The following is a 20,126-nucleotide window of genomic DNA, read 5'->3' as shown; positions in this document are numbered from 1 at the left end:
CGATTTTTCTCACTGGTATCTGGTCGGACGAACGGGCACATTGGAGGCTGGAAATCTATGCCCATTGATATTTCAGGAGAAACCATGAGCAGCAAGAGCATCGTACTGGATCAGGATGTCGTCGTTACCCAATTGCAAGGCAAAGTCTACCTGGTTGCCGCTGACGGGAGCCAGACGCTTCTTTCTGAAGGCGATGTGCTGCCCAAGGATGCAGTATTGCTCGCTCCTGAGGGGGCCAGCTTCCAGGGGGGGGAGACCACCTTCACCCTGAGCCCGAGCAACACTCCCGAGGCTGAAGAGCCCCAGCTGGCACAGCAGGGGCAGGGGGATGTACCTGACGACATCGCCGCCCTGCAGCAGGCGATTCTGGCGGGGACAGACCCGACCCAGACATTTGAAGCGTCGGCGGCGGGCGGGGCACCCGCTGCGGGCAACGTAGGCGGCGTTGCGGGTGCCAGCGGCAACGGTGGCTTCATCACCATCGACAGAACCGGTGATGCCACCATCTCCACCGCCGGCTTTGATTCCGCCAATCCGGATGATGCCGCTCCGCTGGCCGAAGCGCAGGATGACGAGGATGAGCTCCTCGATCTCACCGCACCCACCATCACTGTGTCCGCGCCGGACAACATCAACGACAGCACCCCGACCCTCACCGGGACCACGGATGCCGCTCCCGGCAGCACAGTGACCCTGGTGGTGACCGATGCCAACGGCAACCAGCAGACTCTGATCACCACTGTCAATCCGGATGGCAGCTTCAGCGTGGATGTGCAGACCCCTCTGCCGGACGGCGGCTATGACGTGACCGCCAGCGTGACCGATCCTGCCGGCAATACCGGCACCGCCGCCGACGATGGCAGCGTGGACAGCACGGCGCCTTCTGCGCCGCTGGTGGAGATCCAGGATGGCGCGGACAACATCATCTCCGCCAACGAGCGGGAGAGTGGGGTCGATATCATCATCCGCCTGCCGGCCGATGCAAAAGTCGGTGATCGTCTTGATGTGGACTGGAATGGAGATGGGGTACCTGACAGCACTTCCATTCTGACTACCGACGATATCAACAAGGCTCAGGTCAATCTGACCATTCCCACGACGGATCTGCCGAACAATGGTCCCATCTCGGTCGATGCAACCCTGACTGATCCGGCGGGCAATACCTCGCCCAAGGGCACGGACAGCAGCATGGTGAACGCCCCTCCCTTGCCCGAGAATGATCAATTCAGCGTGGAGGAAGACGGCACCGTCACCATCAATGTGACCGGCAACGATGCCGATGCCGATGGCGATCGTCTGACCATCAATGCCATCAACGGTCAGGCCATTGCCGAAGGTGGCTCTGTTGCCATCAACAATGGCACTGTGACCCTCAGCAATGGCCAACTGGTATTCACGCCCGCGCCAGATTTCAACGGTAGTATCTCCTTCGAATACACGGTCACCGACGGCCTGCACAATACCACCGCAGAGGTGACAGGCACCGTCTCGCCGGTTAACGATGCCTCCATTATTGGTGGCGCTGACAGCGGCAGAGTGACCGAGGATGCGAGCAACCCGACCCTGACCGAGACCGGCACTCTGAGCGTGACCGATGTGGACGGTGCGGATGAGGCCAAGTTCGTGGTTGGCAATGGCGTGGCCAGTGCTGGTGCACTGGGCAGCCTGTCCATCACCGAGGACGGTGCCTGGACTTACAACGTCGACAACAGCAAGGTGCAGTATCTGGGTGAGGGGGAGACCAAGGTCGAGAGTTTCATCGTGCAGTCGGTGGATGGCTCGACCACCACGGTCACCATCACCATCACCGGCACCGACGATCTGCCGGTCATCTCCGCCGACAGCGGCGCGGCCACCGAGGGGGATCTGACCCCGGTGACCGGCACCCTGACCGCGAGCGATGCCGACAACCCGGGCCTGACCTTCGTGGCGGGCAACGAGAGCCGTGACTACGGCCGCTTCGAGGTGGGCACCGATGGCAAGTGGAGCTTCGTGCTGGCGGACAACGCCACCGTCGATGCCCTGGCCGCCGGCGACAAACACACCGAGCAGTTCACCGTGAAACTGAGCGATGGCTCGACCACCACGGTCACCATCACCATCACCGGCACCGACGATCTGCCGGTCATCTCCGCCGACAGCGGCGCGGCCACCGAGGGGGATCTGACCCCGGTGACCGGCACCCTGACCGCGAGCGATGCCGACAACCCGGGCCTGACCTTCGTGGCGGGCAACGAGAGCCGTGACTACGGCCGCTTCGAGGTGGGCACCGATGGCAAGTGGAGCTTCGTGCTGGCGGACAACGCCACCGTCGATGCCCTGGCCGCCGGCGACAAACACACCGAGCAGTTCACCGTGAAACTGAGCGATGGCTCGACCACCACGGTCACCATCACCATCACCGGCACCGACGATCTGCCGGTCATCTCCGCCGACAGCGGCGCGGCCACCGAGGGGGATCTGACCCCGGTGACCGGCACCCTGACCGCGAGCGATGCCGACAACCCGGGCCTGACCTTCGTGGCGGGCAACGAGAGCCGTGACTACGGCCGCTTCGAGGTGGGCACCGATGGCAAGTGGAGCTTCGTGCTGGCGGACAACGCCACCGTCGATGCCCTGGCCGCCGGCGACAAACACACCGAGCAGTTCACCGTGAAACTGAGCGATGGCTCGACCACCACGGTCACCATCACCATCACCGGCACCGACGATCTGCCGGTCATCTCCGCCGACAGCGGCGCGGCCACCGAGGGGGATCTGACCCCGGTGACCGGCACCCTGACCGCGAGCGATGCCGACAACCCGGGCCTGATCTTCGTGGCGGGCAACGAGAGCCGTGACTACGGCCGCTTCGAGGTGGGCACCGATGGCAAGTGGAGCTTCGTGCTGGCGGACAACGCCACCGTCGATGCCCTGGCCGCCGGCGACAAACACACCGAGCAGTTCACCGTGAAACTGAGCGATGGCTCGACCACCACGGTCACCATCACCATCACCGGCACCGACGATCTGCCGGTCATCTCCGCCGACAGCGGCGCGGCCACCGAGGGGGATCTGACCCCGGTGACCGGCACCCTGACCGCGAGCGATGCCGACAACCCGGGCCTGATCTTCGTGGCGGGCAACGAGAGCCGTGACTACGGCCGCTTCGAGGTGGGCACCGATGGCAAGTGGAGCTTCGTGCTGGCGAACAACGCCACCGTCGATGCCCTGGCCGCCGGCGACAAACACACCGAGCAGTTCACCGTGAAACTGAGCGATGGCTCGACCACCACGGTCACCATCACCATCACCGGCACCGACGATCTGCCGGTCATCTCCGCCGACAGCGGCGCGGCCACCGAGGGGGATCTGACCCCGGTGACCGGCACCCTGACCGCGAGCGATGCCGACAACCCGGGCCTGACCTTCGTGGCGGGCAACGAGAGCCGTGACTACGGCCGCTTCGAGGTGGGCACCGATGGCAAGTGGAGCTTCGTGCTGGCGGACAACGCCACCGTCGATGCCCTGGCCGCCGGCGACAAACACACCGAGCAGTTCACCGTGAAACTGAGCGATGGCTCGACCACCACGGTCACCATCACCATCACCGGCACCGACGATCTGCCGGTCATCTCCGCCGACAGCGGCGCGGCCACCGAGGGGGATCTGACCCCGGTGACCGGCACCCTGACCGCGAGCGATGCCGACAACCCGGGCCTGATCTTCGTGGCGGGCAACGAGAGCCGTGACTACGGCCGCTTCGAGGTGGGCACCGATGGCAAGTGGAGCTTCGTGCTGGCGGACAACGCCACCGTCGATGCCCTGGCCGCCGGCGACAAACACACCGAGCAGTTCACCGTGAAACTGAGCGATGGCTCGACCACCACGGTCACCATCACCATCACCGGCACCGACGATCTGCCGGTCATCTCCGCCGACAGCGGCGCGGCCACCGAGGGGGATCTGACCCCGGTGACCGGCACCCTGACCGCGAGCGATGCCGACAACCCGGGCCTGACCTTCGTGGCGGGCAACGAGAGCCGTGACTACGGCCGCTTCGAGGTGGGCACCGATGGCAAGTGGAGCTTCGTGCTGGCGGACAACGCCACCGTCGATGCCCTGGCCGCCGGCGACAAACACACCGAGCAGTTCACCGTGAAACTGAGCGATGGCTCGACCACCACGGTCACCATCACCATCACCGGCACCGACGATCTGCCGGTCATCTCCGCCGACAGCGGCGCGGCCACCGAGGGGGATCTGACCCCGGTGACCGGCACCCTGACCGCGAGCGATGCCGACAACCCGGGCCTGACCTTCGTGGCGGGCAACGAGAGCCGTGACTACGGCCGCTTCGAGGTGGGCACCGATGGCAAGTGGAGCTTCGTGCTGGCGGACAACGCCACCGTCGATGCCCTGGCCGCCGGCGACAAACACACCGAGCAGTTCACCGTGAAACTGAGCGATGGCTCGACCACCACGGTCACCATCACCATCACCGGCACCGACGATCTGCCGGTCATCTCCGCCGACAGCGGCGCGGCCACCGAGGGGGATCTGACCCCGGTGACCGGCACCCTGACCGCGAGCGATGCCGACAACCCGGGCCTGATCTTCGTGGCGGGCAACGAGAGCCGTGACTACGGCCGCTTCGAGGTGGGCACCGATGGCAAGTGGAGCTTCGTGCTGGCGGACAACGCCACCGTCGATGCCCTGGCCGCCGGCGACAAACACACCGAGCAGTTCACCGTGAAACTGAGCGATGGCTCGACCACCACGGTCACCATCACCATCACCGGCACCGACGATCTGCCGGTCATCTCCGCCGACAGCGGCGCGGCCACCGAGGGGGATCTGACCCCGGTGACCGGCACCCTGACCGCGAGCGATGCCGACAACCCGGGCCTGACCTTCGTGGCGGGCAACGAGAGCCGTGACTACGGCCGCTTCGAGGTGGGCACCGATGGCAAGTGGAGCTTCGTGCTGGCGGACAACGCCACCGTCGATGCCCTGGCCGCCGGCGACAAACACACCGAGCAGTTCACCGTGAAACTGAGCGATGGCTCGACCACCACGGTCACCATCACCATCACCGGCACCGACGATCTGCCGGTCATCTCCGCCGACAGCGGCGCGGCCACCGAGGGGGATCTGACCCCGGTGACCGGCACCCTGACCGCGAGCGATGCCGACAACCCGGGCCTGATCTTCGTGGCGGGCAACGAGAGCCGTGACTACGGCCGCTTCGAGGTGGGCACCGATGGCAAGTGGAGCTTCGTGCTGGCGAACAACGCCACCGTCGATGCCCTGGCCGCCGGCGACAAACACACCGAGCAGTTCACCGTGAAACTGAGCGATGGCTCGACCACCACGGTCACCATCACCATCACCGGCACCGACGATCTGCCGGTCATCTCCGCCGACAGCGGCGCGGCCACCGAGGGGGATCTGACCCCGGTGACCGGCACCCTGACCGCGAGCGATGCCGACAACCCGGGCCTGATCTTCGTGGCGGGCAACGAGAGCCGTGACTACGGCCGCTTCGAGGTGGGCACCGATGGCAAGTGGAGCTTCGTGCTGGCGGACAACGCCACCGTCGATGCCCTGGCCGCCGGCGACAAACACACCGAGCAGTTCACCGTGAAACTGAGCGATGGCTCGACCACCACGGTCACCATCACCATCACCGGCACCGACGATCTGCCGGTCATCTCCGCCGACAGCGGCGCGGCCACCGAGGGGGATCTGACCCCGGTGACCGGCACCCTGACCGCGAGCGATGCCGACAACCCGGGCCTGATCTTCGTGGCGGGCAACGAGAGCCGTGACTACGGCCGCTTCGAGGTGGGCACCGATGGCAAGTGGAGCTTCGTGCTGGCGGACAACGCCACCGTCGATGCCCTGGCCGCCGGCGACAAACACACCGAGCAGTTCACCGTGAAACTGAGCGATGGCTCGACCACCACGGTCACCATCACCATCACCGGCACCGACGATCTGCCGGTCATCTCCGCCGACAGCGGCGCGGCCACCGAGGGGGATCTGACCCCGGTGACCGGCACCCTGACCGCGAGCGATGCCGACAACCCGGGCCTGACCTTCGTGGCGGGCAACGAGAGCCGTGACTACGGCCGCTTCGAGGTGGGCACCGATGGCAAGTGGAGCTTCGTGCTGGCGGACAACGCCACCGTCGATGCCCTGGCCGCCGGCGACAAACACACCGAGCAGTTCACCGTGAAACTGAGCGATGGCTCGACCACCACGGTCACCATCACCATCACCGGCACCGACGATCTGCCGGTCATCTCCGCCGACAGCGGCGCGGCCACCGAGGGGGATCTGACCCCGGTGACCGGCACCCTGACCGCGAGCGATGCCGACAACCCGGGCCTGATCTTCGTGGCGGGCAACGAGAGCCGTGACTACGGCCGCTTCGAGGTGGGCACCGATGGCAAGTGGAGCTTCGTGCTGGCGGACAACGCCACCGTCGATGCCCTGGCCGCCGGCGACAAACACACCGAGCAGTTCACCGTGAAACTGAGCGATGGCTCGACCACCACGGTCACCATCACCATCACCGGCACCGACGATCTGCCGGTCATCTCCGCCGACAGCGGCGCGGCCACCGAGGGGGATCTGACCCCGGTGACCGGCACCCTGACCGCGAGCGATGCCGACAACCCGGGCCTGATCTTCGTGGCGGGCAACGAGAGCCGTGACTACGGCCGCTTCGAGGTGGGCACCGATGGCAAGTGGAGCTTCGTGCTGGCGAACAACGCCACCGTCGATGCCCTGGCCGCCGGCGACAAACACACCGAGCAGTTCACCGTGAAACTGAGCGATGGCTCGACCACCACGGTCACCATCACCATCACCGGCACCGACGATCTGCCGGTCATCTCCGCCGACAGCGGCGCGGCCACCGAGGGGGATCTGACCCCGGTGACCGGCACCCTGACCGCGAGCGATGCCGACAACCCGGGCCTGATCTTCGTGGCGGGCAACGAGAGCCGTGACTACGGCCGCTTCGAGGTGGGCACCGATGGCAAGTGGAGCTTCGTGCTGGCGAACAACGCCACCGTCGATGCCCTGGCCGCCGGCGACAAACACACCGAGCAGTTCACCGTGAAACTGAGCGATGGCTCGACCACCACGGTCACCATCACCATCACCGGCACCGACGATCTGCCGGTCATCTCCGCCGACAGCGGCGCGGCCACCGAGGGGGATCTGACCCCGGTGACCGGCACCCTGACCGCGAGCGATGCCGACAACCCGGGCCTGATCTTCGTGGCGGGCAACGAGAGCCGTGACTACGGCCGCTTCGAGGTGGGCACCGATGGCAAGTGGAGCTTCGTGCTGGCGAACAACGCCACCGTCGATGCCCTGGCCGCCGGCGACAAACACACCGAGCAGTTCACCGTGAAACTGAGCGATGGCTCGACCACCACGGTCACCATCACCATCACCGGCACCGACGATCTGCCGGTCATCTCCGCCGACAGCGGCGCGGCCACCGAGGGGGATCTGACCCCGGTGACCGGCACCCTGACCGCGAGCGATGCCGACAACCCGGGCCTGACCTTCGTGGCGGGCAACGAGAGCCGTGACTACGGCCGCTTCGAGGTGGGCACCGATGGCAAGTGGAGCTTCGTGCTGGCGGACAACGCCACCGTCGATGCCCTGGCCGCCGGCGACAAACACACCGAGCAGTTCACCGTGAAACTGAGCGATGGCTCGACCACCACGGTCACCATCACCATCACCGGCACCGACGATCTGCCGGTCATCTCCGCCGACAGCGGCGCGGCCACCGAGGGGGATCTGACCCCGGTGACCGGCACCCTGACCGCGAGCGATGCCGACAACCCGGGCCTGATCTTCGTGGCGGGCAACGAGAGCCGTGACTACGGCCGCTTCGAGGTGGGCACCGATGGCAAGTGGAGCTTCGTGCTGGCGGACAACGCCACCGTCGATGCCCTGGCCGCCGGCGACAAACACACCGAGCAGTTCACCGTGAAACTGAGCGATGGCTCGACCACCACGGTCACCATCACCATCAACGGCACCAACGATGCGCCGACACTGAGCATCGACAAGGGAGCTGTGGTATCCGAAGAGGGCCTCGTCGGCGGTATTGCCGATACGGCAGGCAGTAGCGATACGACTGACAGCGTGGCTGCCAGCGGCAAGATCACGGTCGGTGATGTGGATAGCCAGGATAACCTGACCGTCAGCCTGAGCGGGCCGGCCGGCCTGACATCCAGTGGTGCTCAGGTCCAGTGGAGCTGGAGTGCGGGCAGCAAGACGCTGGTCGGTTACACCGGCACCATAGGCGCTGCCGACTACAAGGCAGTGGTAGAGGTCAAACTGACCGCGCCGACTGGCAGCACCCAGGGGGACTGGAGCTATGATGTGACCCTGAAGGCCCCCCTTGACCACCCGGGCAAAGTGAGTGAAGACGCACTCGACTTCCAGATCGGTGTGACGGTGTCGGATGGCAAGACTACCACTACTGACAGTCTGCCCATTTCGGTCGAAGATGACTCCTCCATCGCTGGCAATGCCGATGCCGTGTCCGTCGTCAAGACCAATATCCCGAACACCTTGACCGGGTTCTTCGATCTGACCCAGTTCAGCGGCAACCATTCGACCCTGAACATGACGGGCTTCACCATCAGTGGTCTCGGCTTCAAGTCGGCCACCGACTCAGAGTTGGTTGAGGCGAGTGTCAACGGCTCCGGATCGGGTCTGGGGGTAGCCAGCGGCGCGGCGCCCTATCACAACATCGCCAACGAGATCGACTTCCGTCACTTTGCGGATGGCACCTCTGCCTCCGAGCAGTTGGTCATCAAGCTGGATGCGGGCAAGGTCGCCTATGGCGCCAATATCAAGTTCAGCCAGATGTTTGGTGGCGAGCTGGAGAGCGGGGTGGTGGAGTTTTATCGCGGTGGTGTGCTGATCAATACCCTGGTATTCAACTCGACGGCAGCAGGCGGGGAGTTCAACCAGAACTTCCAAGTGCAACAAGGCGGCTTCGATACCATGGTGATCAAGGCGACCAACAACGGCAACACCAATACCCAGGACAACAGCGACCTGACGGTGAAGAGCATCGAGTTCCTCGGTGCCGATACGGCGCAGGCCATCGCCTATGGCTCCGGCACTGTGACGCCACAATGGGGGGCTGATGGCAAGGGCTCGATGGGACTGGTCCTGGATCCAAGCGCCTTCGAGAGCGGCCTGCGGACGGCAGCCGGTTCTCTGATCACCATCAGCTCAAGTGGGGCCAACACCCTGCTCGGCAAGGATGCGGGCGACAACCTGGTCTTCAGGCTGGAGTTCACCCCCGCCACCGGCAAGTGGGAGTTCTTCCAGTATCAGAACATGTCCAAGCCCCAGGGGGACAGCGACATCGACTTCCAGATCAAGGTGACGGATGGCGATGGTGACGTGAGTATCGGGTCGTTTGCCACCAAGCCACTCTTTACGCCCATCGTTCAGGGGATCTCTGCCGACAGCGTGACCGAAGGCGGTAGCCTGCAACATACGGTGACCCTGTCCGACGCGACCCAGGAGGCGACGCAATATGACTTCGCCATCAGGGGCAGCGGCAGCAACCCCGCATCTAACCTGGATTGGGGGACTGCCCAGTTCAGCAACGGGGTGACCTACAACAGCACCACCGGCAAGATCACTGTGCCGGCCGGGGTATCCGGTTTCACCGTGACGATACCTACGGTGAACGATCGTCTGGTCGAGGCAAACGAGACCCTCTCGGTGACCATAGGTGGCCAGAGCGGCACAGGTACTATCGTCGACAACGATCGGGCGCCGACGGCGGCCGGGGGCCACAGTGCCGGGCAGGAAGACAAGCCCCAGGTGCTGACCTGGGCCCAGTTCGGTGCCAGCGACGATCAGGCTGCGACCGATCTCGGGGTGAAGATCAACACCCTGCCCCTGAACGGTACCCTCGAATACCTCAATGCCGCGGGGCAGTGGGTTGCGGTGCAAACCGGATCCCTCATCTCCTACGCCGAGGTGAATGCGGGCCATCTGCGCTTCGTGCCCGGTCTGAATGAATCGAGCACCAATGCCGCCAACGGAAATGGCGCCCTGGCCGGCAATATGAAGGGGGACTATGCCAGCATCGGCTATCAGATAAGCGACGGTGCTAACCTCAGCAACGGCGGCAAGCTGGTGATCGATGTGGCGGCGGTGGCTGACAAGCCGACCGTGGATGTGGTGCTGAGTGGTAATGGTATCCCCCTTTACCAGGGGTTCCCGAGCTCTGGCATCAGCACCGACAGTTTCCAGTCAGGCACTATCGACCGGACCGCACTGGGAGTCGGTGCTCCGCAGCGGGATGCCAGCAGCAGTAATGATCAGCTGAATGGATCCAATACCAAGAATGACTACCTGTTGAGCAGCAAGGGCGGCGGCGACATGCTCTACGGCAAAGGGGGAGATGACCTGCTGGTTGGCAGTGACTCGACACAGGGGGACTCTCTCTATGGTGAGGCTGGCAACGATATCCTAGTAGCTGGTCTTGGCAGCGATGGTCTCTATGGTGGCACGGGCGATGACATTGCCGTACTTCGCGGCAACCGGGCCGATTATGTGGTTCAGAAAGGGAGTGGCCACTCAATCCATGATGCCTGGTTTGATTTCAGCGTGAGTGAAAGGGGCGTCGGGATCATCAAGGCGCTCCATGACATAGAGCATGTGCAGTTTGACGACGGCATTTATGCCATCAATCAGACCACGGGTGAGCTGACTCTGGTACAGCCGACCAAGGTGGATTACCCGATCGACATTAAGGTTTCCCTCACTGATCGCGATGGCAGTGAAGTACTCGACAGCCTGGTGCTGAGCGGCATGCCGAAAGGCTCCGAGCTCTATAAGGGCGATAAGTTGCTGGGCACAGTCGGGGATGATGGCAAGCTGACCTTCACCGCAGCGGACAAGCTGTGGAGTGGCAATGCCTTGGATCTGAATCTGACCGGGCTGACCCTGAGGGTGCCTGGCGCCAGTGCTGGCCAGGTCGACCTCAAGGTTGAGGCTATCGCCAGGGAGGTGGGCACCGATCAGACCAGTACCGCGACCGATGATGACAGCATCCGCCTGAGCTACTTCAACGCCACCGAAGGGGAGCCGGGCAATCAGAACCGCACCTATGGCAGCGAGCACAATATCGTGGTGGGGGATCTGGATGGCAGCGTGGTGTTGCCGGGTCAGAACTACAACATCGCCTTTATGGTCGACAGTTCCGGCAGTATCGGCAGCGATGCCATGGCGACCATCCGAACCCAACTGTCCCAAGTGTTTACCAGCCTCATGAACTCCGCGGGGATGGCCGGGGCGGGTAAAGTCAATATCTTCCTGGTGGACTTCGATACGTTGGCCAACAAGTCAGTGAGCGTCAATCTCAAGGACTCGGATGCGTTGACCAAGTTGCAGGCGATCCTCGATAGCATGGATGGCAGCAAAGACAACGGCGGTGGTACCAACTATGAAGATGTGTTCCAAACCACGGCTAACTGGTTCAACGGCTCTACGGCACAAAGCAATACCAATGCCAAGAACCTCACCTACTTCATTACCGATGGCAAGCCGACCTTCTATCTGGATAGTCAGGGAGGCAATCCGATCGTCAATGACAAGTGGTGGGATTCAGATGATGTGCGTCTTAGCTCGGTGCTCAATGGCAGCTATGTGACGGGCAGAGTCTATAGCAACGATGGAAAGACCATCATCGATGCTCAGGGCAAGGTTTACTCCTACGACTGGAGGGGAGCCCAGAGCACCATTGGGGCCATGCGAACTGATGGTAAAGGTGGTTATGTGTACTGGTCTCTTGGCGGTAATGGGCAGGACTCCTCCGACACAACCATCACCAACTCGGTAGCTGGCTTCGGGCTGCTGAGCGGAATGGGGGTGACAGTCGAGGCAATCGGACTGGGGGCGAATATCTCCTATAACGATCTCAAGTCCTACGACTCTGACGGCGTCATCAAGACCGGGGTCAATGCCTCCGATCTGGCCAATACCATCCTCGGAACTTCCGTCAACAACCTGCCGGGGGCCGATCGCTTCGATGGTGGGGCGGGCGACGACATACTGTTTGGCGACGCGGTGCGCTTTACCGGCATCAGCGGGGAAGGGTATGCGGCCATCAAGCAGTATGTGGCCGGCAAGCTGGGCGCAGGGTCGGTGACCGATGCCCAGGTGCATTCCTACATCAGAGATCATGCCAGCGAGTTCGATCAGTCGTCGGCCAATGACAAGGGTGACACCCTCTACGGTGGGGATGGCAATGACATCCTGTTCGGCCAGGGGGGCGATGACTTCCTGTACGGCGGTGCCGGCAACGACACCCTGTTCGGCGGCAGCGGCAACGATATCCTCTATGGTGAAAGCGGCAACGACAGTCTCTCTGGCGGCAGCGGCAACGACACCCTCTATGGCGGTACCGGCAATGACATACTGAGTGGCGGGCTGGGCAACGACATCCTCATCGGTGGGCTTGGCAACGATGTTCTCAAGGGAGATGCCGGGGCTGACACCTTCACCTGGCTGAAGGGGGACACGGTCGCAGGCTCCGTTGCCAAGGACTATGTGGTCGATTTCTCCAAGTCGGAAGGGGACAAGCTGGATCTGAGCGACCTGCTCGACAGCGATGGCAGCAAGAACCAGAGCTCCCTGAAGAGCCTGCTCTCTGTGTTCCAGGACAGCGAAGGGGTGCACCTGCAGGTGAAAGAGAGCAGCGCGGCACCTGTGACTCAGGAGATAGTGCTGGTGAACCACACCTTCGACACCCTGACCGGGGGATCGGGGTCCACGGCCAACCAGGTCATCGACTACATGTTGAATAACAATCTGCTGGATATCGACAAGTAAGCCAGCCAGATGGACACAAAGCGGCAGAGCAATCTGCCGCTTTTTTTATGTGCGTCATTCGGCTTGTGGGGTGATGGAAAGTGGGGTGAAGGAAAGAGGGGGGTATGCAGGTCAGGGGAGGGGGCCGTTGACCCTGTGTTGCCGCATAAAAGAAGGGCGCCACCTCGCACGAGGGGCGCCCCGGGGTCATCAGCATTGGGTGCTCAAGGATCAGGCATTGACCTGGGCCAGACGGGAATCGCGCTGAAAGCAGTTCACCAGCAGCAGCAGGGTGGTGACGCCGACGGTGCCGAGCACCAACCAGGGCAGCCAGGGTTGTCCCTGGGCCATGGCGTAGTCGTGCAGGGCGCCGCCCCCCACGTAACCCGTCATGCCACCCAGCGCCAGACCCAGGCGACTGAACCCCATGTAGCTGCCGCGCGCACCCGGCTGGGCCAGCTTGGTCATGAGCGTCTCCCGCGCTGGCTCGGCGATGACGATGCCGAGATAGAAGCAGGCAAGCAGCATGAAGACGGCGGGCAGGGTGGTGGCAAAGGCCACCAGCCCTATCCCCGCCGTCATCAGCAATACCCCCGCCATCAGGCGGTTTTCCAGCTTGAAGTGGCGCTCGCCGTAACGGGCAAGGGGGTAGAGCAGGGCCAGGGAGATGGCCGTCTCCAGGGTATACATCCAGCCCACCGCCGTGGTGCTGCCCGCCATCTGCTTGACCAGGATGGGGAAGATCAGCATCACCTGCACCCAGAGTGCGTAGTAGCCGCTCAGGATCAGCACCAGCCGGCAGAAGGCCTTGTCCGCCAGCACCTGACCCAAGCCTGTCCGGATCGGCGTCGGGCGCAGGGAGAGCTTGTAGGGGGGCAGGATCAGCAGGTTGCACAGGGCCGCGCAGACGAACAGGCCGGCCCCCAGCAGGCAGACATATTCAAAGTCGAAGTTGAGCAGCCAGCTGCCGAGCAGGGCCCCCACTACGGCGCCGGCGCTCTCCAGCATCATCAGCAGGGAGATGTAGCGGCCGCGCTCCCGCGGGCGGGTGAACTTGATCACCAGGGCGGCGCGGGGGGGATCGAACAGGCAGCCGCCTAGCCCCGAGATGATGCAGGAGACGATGAGTTCAAGCCCGCTCTGGGCGTAGGCCAGGCTGGCAAAGCCCAGCGCCCGCAGCAACATGCCGCAGACGATGAGGGGGCGAGCCCCGAACTTGTCGGCGAGGGAGCCGCCGAAGACCCCCAGCCCCTGCTGGGTCAATTGACGCAGGCCCAGCGCCAGCCCGACCACACCGGCGGCCCAGCCAAGCTGGTCCACGAATCGCAGGCTTATCATGGGCATCACCACGAAGAACCCCAGGATCACCAAGAGGGAATCCAATGCCAAGAACCACCGCCCCAACCGCCTCGCCCGCTCCACCATGACCCTTATACCCCTGCTTGCTTCGATGACATTATTTGTTGTGTACTCATTATCCGAATGGCGCCGTCACCAAACAGAGCCAAGGGCGACGATAAGTCCCTGACTCGCTGGCGTTCTGCCATTTCACGACGATTGATGCTGCTATTCTGGTGGGGCTCCAGATATAGTGGTAGCCGACAACTGGCTATATTTCATATTGGATTTGGTTATGGCTGTGACACTCGACGATTTGCAATTGCTGCTGGATGTGGCCAACCGTGGCAGCTTCAGCAAGGTGGCGGCCATTCGCGGCTGGTCACAACCCATGGTCAGCCAGCGGATCGCCGTGCTGGAGCAGGAACTGGGCCAGTCCCTGTTCCGCCGTCACCGCCGTGGCGCCACCCCCACACCGGCCTGCGAGCAGTTCCTGCCAGCGGCCACCAGCGCTTTGAGTGCTCTGGAAGGGGGGCGGCTGGCGATGCAGGGGGCGCCCGCCCTGCCGCGGATCCGGCTCTCCTGCCTTCCCTCCCTGACCACGGTCGTGTTTGGTCCCTTGCTGCTGGCCCTGGTGGACGAGGCCTTCGAGATCCGCTGCAGCACGGATCACTCCGGCGTCATCATGCAGGAGCTGCTGACCGGGGAAACCGATGTCGGCTTCATCCTCAAGTGTCCCGCCATCGCCGGCATCCAGCTCGAGCTGCTCTATCGCTCCCCCATCATAGCCGTGGCCTGCGCCACCCACCCGCTGGCCGGACGGCAGGGGCTGACCCTGCAGGACATCGCCAACGAGCGGCTGGCCCCCCAGCAGTGGGGCACAGGCTGCGACGAGCTGATCCTGCAACTGCGGCTGCTGCGCCAGGTGGCCAGCCCGCTGCACGCCATCCAGCCCGCCAGTGCGGCGCGGGAGCTGGCGCTAGAGCACGGCTTCATCACCCTGATGCCGGCGCTCGCCATCACCCGGGATCTGGAGTTCGGTCGCCTGGTGAAACTGGATGTGACGGATCTGCCGCCGGATCATTGGGACGTGATGATGGCCTGGCGTAGCGGCAAGCGGCCCAACCCCGCCAAGGAGCGGGTGCTGGAGGCGGCGCGGACTCTGGCCAGGCGCTGGTCGGGCAAACCCACATGAAAAAAGCGCCGGACAAGTCCGGCGCTCTCTCTTCACTGACATTCGGGATCAGTAGCTGGCCTTGAGGCTCACCCCCGAGAAGGCACCGAAACCGCTCAGCTGCACGTGCCAGGTGCCGGCCTTGGGTGCGTTCAGGGTGCAGGTCTCGGCGTTGCCGCTCTTGTAGGGGCGGCAGTCATAGCTGCTGCTGGTCGGGGCCGAGCCGAATTTCACGTAGAGATCCGCATCCCCGCTGCCGCCGCTGCTGGTCACCACCAACTGGCTCTTGCCGGTCGGCACCTCAATGGTGAAGTTCAGCTTGCCACCCTTGGCGGCGGATAGACCGCTCACCGGTACCCCATTTTGCAGCACACTGCCGGGTTGCGGCGTGGTGCCACCACAGGAGGCATTGACCCCCACAGTGGTAAAGGCCGCCGCCACGTCGGTCAGGCTGTAGCCGAGATCGGTAGCCGCCCTGGTCACGCCGCAGGCGCCCTGATCGAAACTGGTGTTGGCCCCCCAGTAGAGGCGGTTTGCCAGCACGAACACCTCGAATGCCTTGCGGGTGTTCCAGCCGCCGGTGTTGGCCAGCAGGTAGAAGGCGCGGTTGTAGACCCCGGAGCTGTGGTGCACGTCGATGCCGTCATAGTAATCGCTGGCATGGCCGATGGAGCTGCCATCCCGGGTCGGATCCTCGAAGTAGCGCAGAGAGCCGTTGCCCTTGAAGATCTGGGCCCCCACCAGCCAGTCGTTGCTGCCCTTCATGTAATTCTCGGCCGCTTCCCCCGCCATGTCGGAGAAGGCCTCGTTGATGCCGCCCGACTGACCCGAGTAGACCAGTCCCGAGTTCTGCTCGGTGAAGCCGTGGCTCACCTCGTGGGCCGCCACATCCAGGCTCACCAGCGGATAGAAGGTGGTGGCACCGTCGCCGAAGGTCATCTGGCTGCCGTCCCAGAAGGCGTTTTCGTAGTTGCGGCCGTAGTGCACCCGCATCTTGAGCTTGAAGCTGAGCGGCGCCGTGTTGTACCAGTTGCGGTACATGTCGAACACCACGTTGCCGAAGTAGTGGGCATCGTTGAGGGGGGAGTAGGCGCCGTTGATCTCCTTGACCCTGTTTTCCGGGCAGCTGAACTGGTGCACTGCGCCCCCACTGGTGGCGTGATTGAGGTTGATGGTGTCCACGTTGGTGCTGCTCATGCGGCAGCTGTCGTCCACCTTGAGGGGACCAAAATCGGCGCCATAGAAGTACTTGCCGGTCTTGAGGTTGCCGCCAGGGCCTGTGGCGTCCTGGTGATTGATCCCCTCCCAGCGCTTGATCTCGGTGCCGCTCTGGGCATCGAGCATCACGAAGGGACGGCTCGGCTTATCGCTTGCCGCGAGCCAGGAGACCAGATAGACCAGACGGGCCTGACCGGCGTCGTCCTGCATCACGAACAGTTTGACCTGCTCGTTGCTGCCCTTGGCACCGGCGCGGGCCTTGAGGGCGGCATCGGTGGGGGAGAGCGCCGCCGTGGGGCTGGCGACGTCGGCGCCGATCTGGCGCAGCACCCGGCCGGAAACCTGATTCACCTGACCCGCGGGAGATTGCTCCGCCACCACCACCTGACCCCAGACCGGGATGCCTTGCCAGGTCTGCTCATAACGCACCCGCTGCTGGCCGTTGGGCAGCTTGACGACCCGTACCTGGCGAAACTCGCCATCCCCTGTGGCGAGGGCGCCTATCCTGGCGGCGCCGCTCACAGCGCCGGTCAGGTCTGAGACCTGGTTCACTTCCACCTGTTCTGCCGCCATGGCGGCGCTTCCCCAGCAGGCCAGTACCACGGCCAAATAGACTTTGTTCATCTCGTCTTTCCTTAGTCGATGAAGATTGCACGCCGGGTCCGTTGCCCGGCGCTCTTACACTAGTGCGCCGGTCTGAAATAACTGCCTGTCATATGTGACAGAGCAGCATAAAGGCATAGCAGATCTGACTGTTGCCATTTGTGACTGCTGAAATTCGTCATGAATAGGGTGACTTGTGCCAAGGGAAGGGCTGATTGCTGCAAGGTACAAAACAGTGCCCAAATGGGCACATCCATATAGGGATTGCCTGCCGGTTGAAGGCGCCGAAAGTCCTTGGCAAACAAGGGATTGATTGACTACATTGGCTCCCATGACGGCGGATGCCGGACCAAAGGCGGGGGAGGAGCAATGTTTTCATGGCAACTGGATGACGAGCTGGCGCTCCTGTTTCTGCAGCCCGACATGGCCAGCGAACTCTTTCGCCTCTGTCAGCGCAATCGCGACTATCTCTCCCAGTGGCTGCCCTGGGTGCCCCATATCCAGCAGCCCTCCGACAGCGCCACCTTCATTCGCCACGCCATCGAGAAATTTTCCCGAGGCGAGGGGCTGACCACCGCCATCGAGTATCAGGGGGAGGTGGTCGGTGTCATCGGTTACAACCAGATCGATCAGGGGCTGGCCAAGGTCAGCATCGGCTACTGGCTGGCGGAGCGCTGGCAGGGCAATGGCATCATCACCCGGGCCTGTCAGGCCCTGATCCATCACGCCTTCGAGGAGATGGGGATGGAGAAGGTGGAGATCAGCGCCGCGCTGGAGAACGAGCCCAGCCGGGCTGTGTGCGAGCGGCTCGGCATGCAGCAGGAGGGGATCACCCGGCGGGCGGAGCGGCTGGCGGACAGGGTAGTGGATCATGTCCACTATGGTCTGCTGCGAGATGACTGGCTCAGGCTGCGGGAAAGGGATTACTGATGGGGTCCCGGCCCAGCCCGGTCGCTGGCACCCTGCATGGCCAGTATGGGGAGGCACAGTGCTGACCCTGCCCCATATCACCACGGCCCGCACCCGGCTGACCGTCCTGCCCCCGGAGCGGGCCGAGCTGATGCTGGATTTCTACCGGCGCAACCGCACCCATCTGCAGCCCTGGGAGCCGAGACGGGACGAGAGCTTCTATACCCTGGGTCACTGGCAGGGGCGGCTGCGCGACGGTTATGGCCAGTTTTTCGACGGCAGCGCCGTGCAACTGGTGGCGCTCGATCCCAAAGGGGAGCGGGTGCTCGCCACCTGCAATTTCACCCACATCATGATGGGCATGTTCAAGGCATGCCATCTGGGCTATGCCATCGACCAGGATCATGAGGGGCAGGGGCTGATGCAGGAGGTGGTGGCCGCCGGCATCGACTACCTGTTTCGGGAGCGCGACCTGCACCGCATCATGGCAAGCTACATGCCGGTGAACCGGCGCAGTGGCGCCCTGCTGGCGCGTCTCGGGTTCGAGCAGGAAGGCTATGCCCGGGACTACCTGATGATCAACGGCCGCTGGGAGGACCATGTCCTCACAGCGCTGCTCAATCCGGCCGGTTGAGGAGCATGTGGCTTTCTTAGTGCGGGACCAGTTCCTCGCCAATCCATGGGCGCAGGCCGTCCTGGATCCTGGCTCCCCATGATTTGGCGGCTTTTTCACGGCAAGATCGCACTATCTGTATGCCTCTCATACCCCTGACCCCAAAAGCGTGTAAAATTGCGCCCTGAATTTTCCCGGCCAGCAGCAGCTGGTCGCGACTCCATACATGCAAGGCTGACATTGTGACAGAAGTAGATAGATTCGCGGACATTCGCCCCTATCGCGATGACGAAGTGCCGGCTGCCATCGAGCGGCTGATCCAGGATGACGAGTTTATCGGCGCCATCGCCAAATACCGTTTCGGTTCCCTGATGAGCTGGCTGGGCTGGGCCATTCGCCCGCTGATCCGCCAGTTCCTGCGCCACAAGTGGGCCAAGGTCAGCACCATCCATCAGGTGCAGATGGGGGTGACCCGCTACATGAGTCGCATGATAGCCACCTCCACCCAGGGGGTGAGCTTCTCCGGTCTCGAGCATCTGAAGAAGGAGCAGGGCTACCTGTTCGTTTCCAACCACAGGGACATCGCCATGGATCCGGCCTTCGTCAACTGGGGGCTGCACACCCATGGCTTCGATACGGTGCGCATCGCCATCGGTGACAACCTGCTGCGCAAGCCCTGTGCCACCGAGCTGATGAAGCTCAACAAGAGCTTCATCGTCAAGCGCTCCGCCAAGGGGCCGCGGGAGATGATGAAGGCCCTCGGCGAGCTGTCGGCCTACATAGGCCAGTCGGTGCACGAAGGGCACTCCATCTGGATCGCCCAGAAGGAAGGGCGCGCCAAGAACGGGGACGACAAGACGGATCCGGCCATCCTCAAGATGTTCTATGTGGACGGCAAGAAGCAGAAGATCGACTTCGTCGATTACATGCGCAGCCTCAACATAGTGCCGGTCAGCATCAGCTACGAGGTGGATCCCACCGACAAGGCCAAGGCGCGGGAGCTCTACGAGAAGTCGGTCAACGGCAGCTACGAGAAGGGCGAGTTCGAGGACATCGAGAGCATAGTCGCCGGCATCGTCGGCCAGAAGGGGCGGGTACATGTCTCCTTCGGCGCCCCCATTACCGAGGGCTTCAGCGATCCGGACGAACTGGCCGCGCTGATCGACAAGGCGATCTGGAGCAGCTATCGCCTCTTCCCCGGCAACTACCTGGCCGCGGATGTGCCCGGCAAGGCCAGCACCATAGAGCAGACAGCCTTCCTGACCCGTCAGTCGGAAGTGCCGGAAGAACATAAGGCAATCTGGCGTGCCATGTATGCCAAGCCGGTGGAGAACGCCAGCAAGGTTTGAATGACGCCGATTCGGTGAAAAAAACGGGAGCAGATGCTCCCGTTTTTGCGTCTGGTCAAAG

At 63.3% G+C, this 20,126-nt stretch carries 7 protein-coding genes; 5 read left to right on the top strand and 2 right to left on the bottom strand.

The window, feature by feature from the left end; all coding sequences use genetic code 11:
- Nucleotides 1–84 precede the first annotated feature (84 nt).
- A complete protein-coding gene (locus Aeroheme_RS16700; RefSeq protein ID WP_411166234.1) occupies nt 85–12,882 on the top strand; it encodes a retention module-containing protein in 12,798 nt (4,265 codons plus the stop codon).
- Between the two features lie 210 nt (nt 12,883–13,092).
- Here the strand turns inward: Aeroheme_RS16700 and mdtH are convergent, their stop codons facing one another.
- A complete protein-coding gene (mdtH, locus tag Aeroheme_RS16695) occupies nt 13,093–14,286 on the bottom strand; it encodes a multidrug efflux MFS transporter MdtH (RefSeq protein WP_139746124.1) in 1,194 nt (397 codons plus the stop codon).
- A 208-nt stretch (nt 14,287–14,494) separates the two neighbouring features.
- Between mdtH and Aeroheme_RS16690 the strand changes: the two genes are divergently transcribed.
- Nucleotides 14,495–15,394, top strand: coding sequence for a LysR family transcriptional regulator (locus Aeroheme_RS16690; RefSeq protein WP_290030751.1), 900 nt, complete (start codon nt 14,495–14,497; stop codon nt 15,392–15,394).
- A 48-nt stretch (nt 15,395–15,442) separates the two neighbouring features.
- On the opposite strand, the gene Aeroheme_RS16685 is transcribed toward Aeroheme_RS16690, so the two are convergent.
- Nucleotides 15,443–17,215, bottom strand: coding sequence for a M4 family metallopeptidase (locus Aeroheme_RS16685; protein ID WP_411166233.1), 1,773 nt, complete (start codon nt 17,213–17,215; stop codon nt 15,443–15,445).
- A 348-nt stretch (nt 17,216–17,563) separates the two neighbouring features.
- On the opposite strand from Aeroheme_RS16685, the gene Aeroheme_RS16680 reads away from it, so the two are divergent.
- The 3 genes from Aeroheme_RS16680 to Aeroheme_RS16670 all read left to right on the top strand — a co-directional run bounded on the left by Aeroheme_RS16680 (nt 17,564) and on the right by Aeroheme_RS16670 (nt 20,065).
- Entirely contained in the window at nt 17,564–18,124 is a 561-nt protein-coding gene (locus Aeroheme_RS16680) for a GNAT family N-acetyltransferase (RefSeq protein ID WP_411166232.1), read from the top strand.
- Nucleotides 18,125–18,185: 61 nt separating this feature from the next.
- A complete protein-coding gene (gene rimJ / locus Aeroheme_RS16675) occupies nt 18,186–18,737 on the top strand; it encodes a ribosomal protein S5-alanine N-acetyltransferase (protein ID WP_289985140.1) in 552 nt (183 codons plus the stop codon).
- 221 nt (nt 18,738–18,958) lie between these two features.
- Complete coding sequence (locus tag Aeroheme_RS16670) at nt 18,959–20,065, top strand: 1-acyl-sn-glycerol-3-phosphate acyltransferase (RefSeq protein WP_025325894.1); 1,107 nt, start codon at nt 18,959–18,961, stop codon at nt 20,063–20,065.
- The last annotated feature ends 61 nt before the right edge of the window (nt 20,066–20,126 follow it).

Source organism: Aeromonas sp. DSM 116730 (genome assembly GCF_046581335.1).
GTDB classification, from domain to species: domain Bacteria; phylum Pseudomonadota; class Gammaproteobacteria; order Enterobacterales; family Aeromonadaceae; genus Aeromonas; species Aeromonas rivipollensis.
This window is presented reverse-complemented; position numbering and strand designations above follow the sequence as displayed.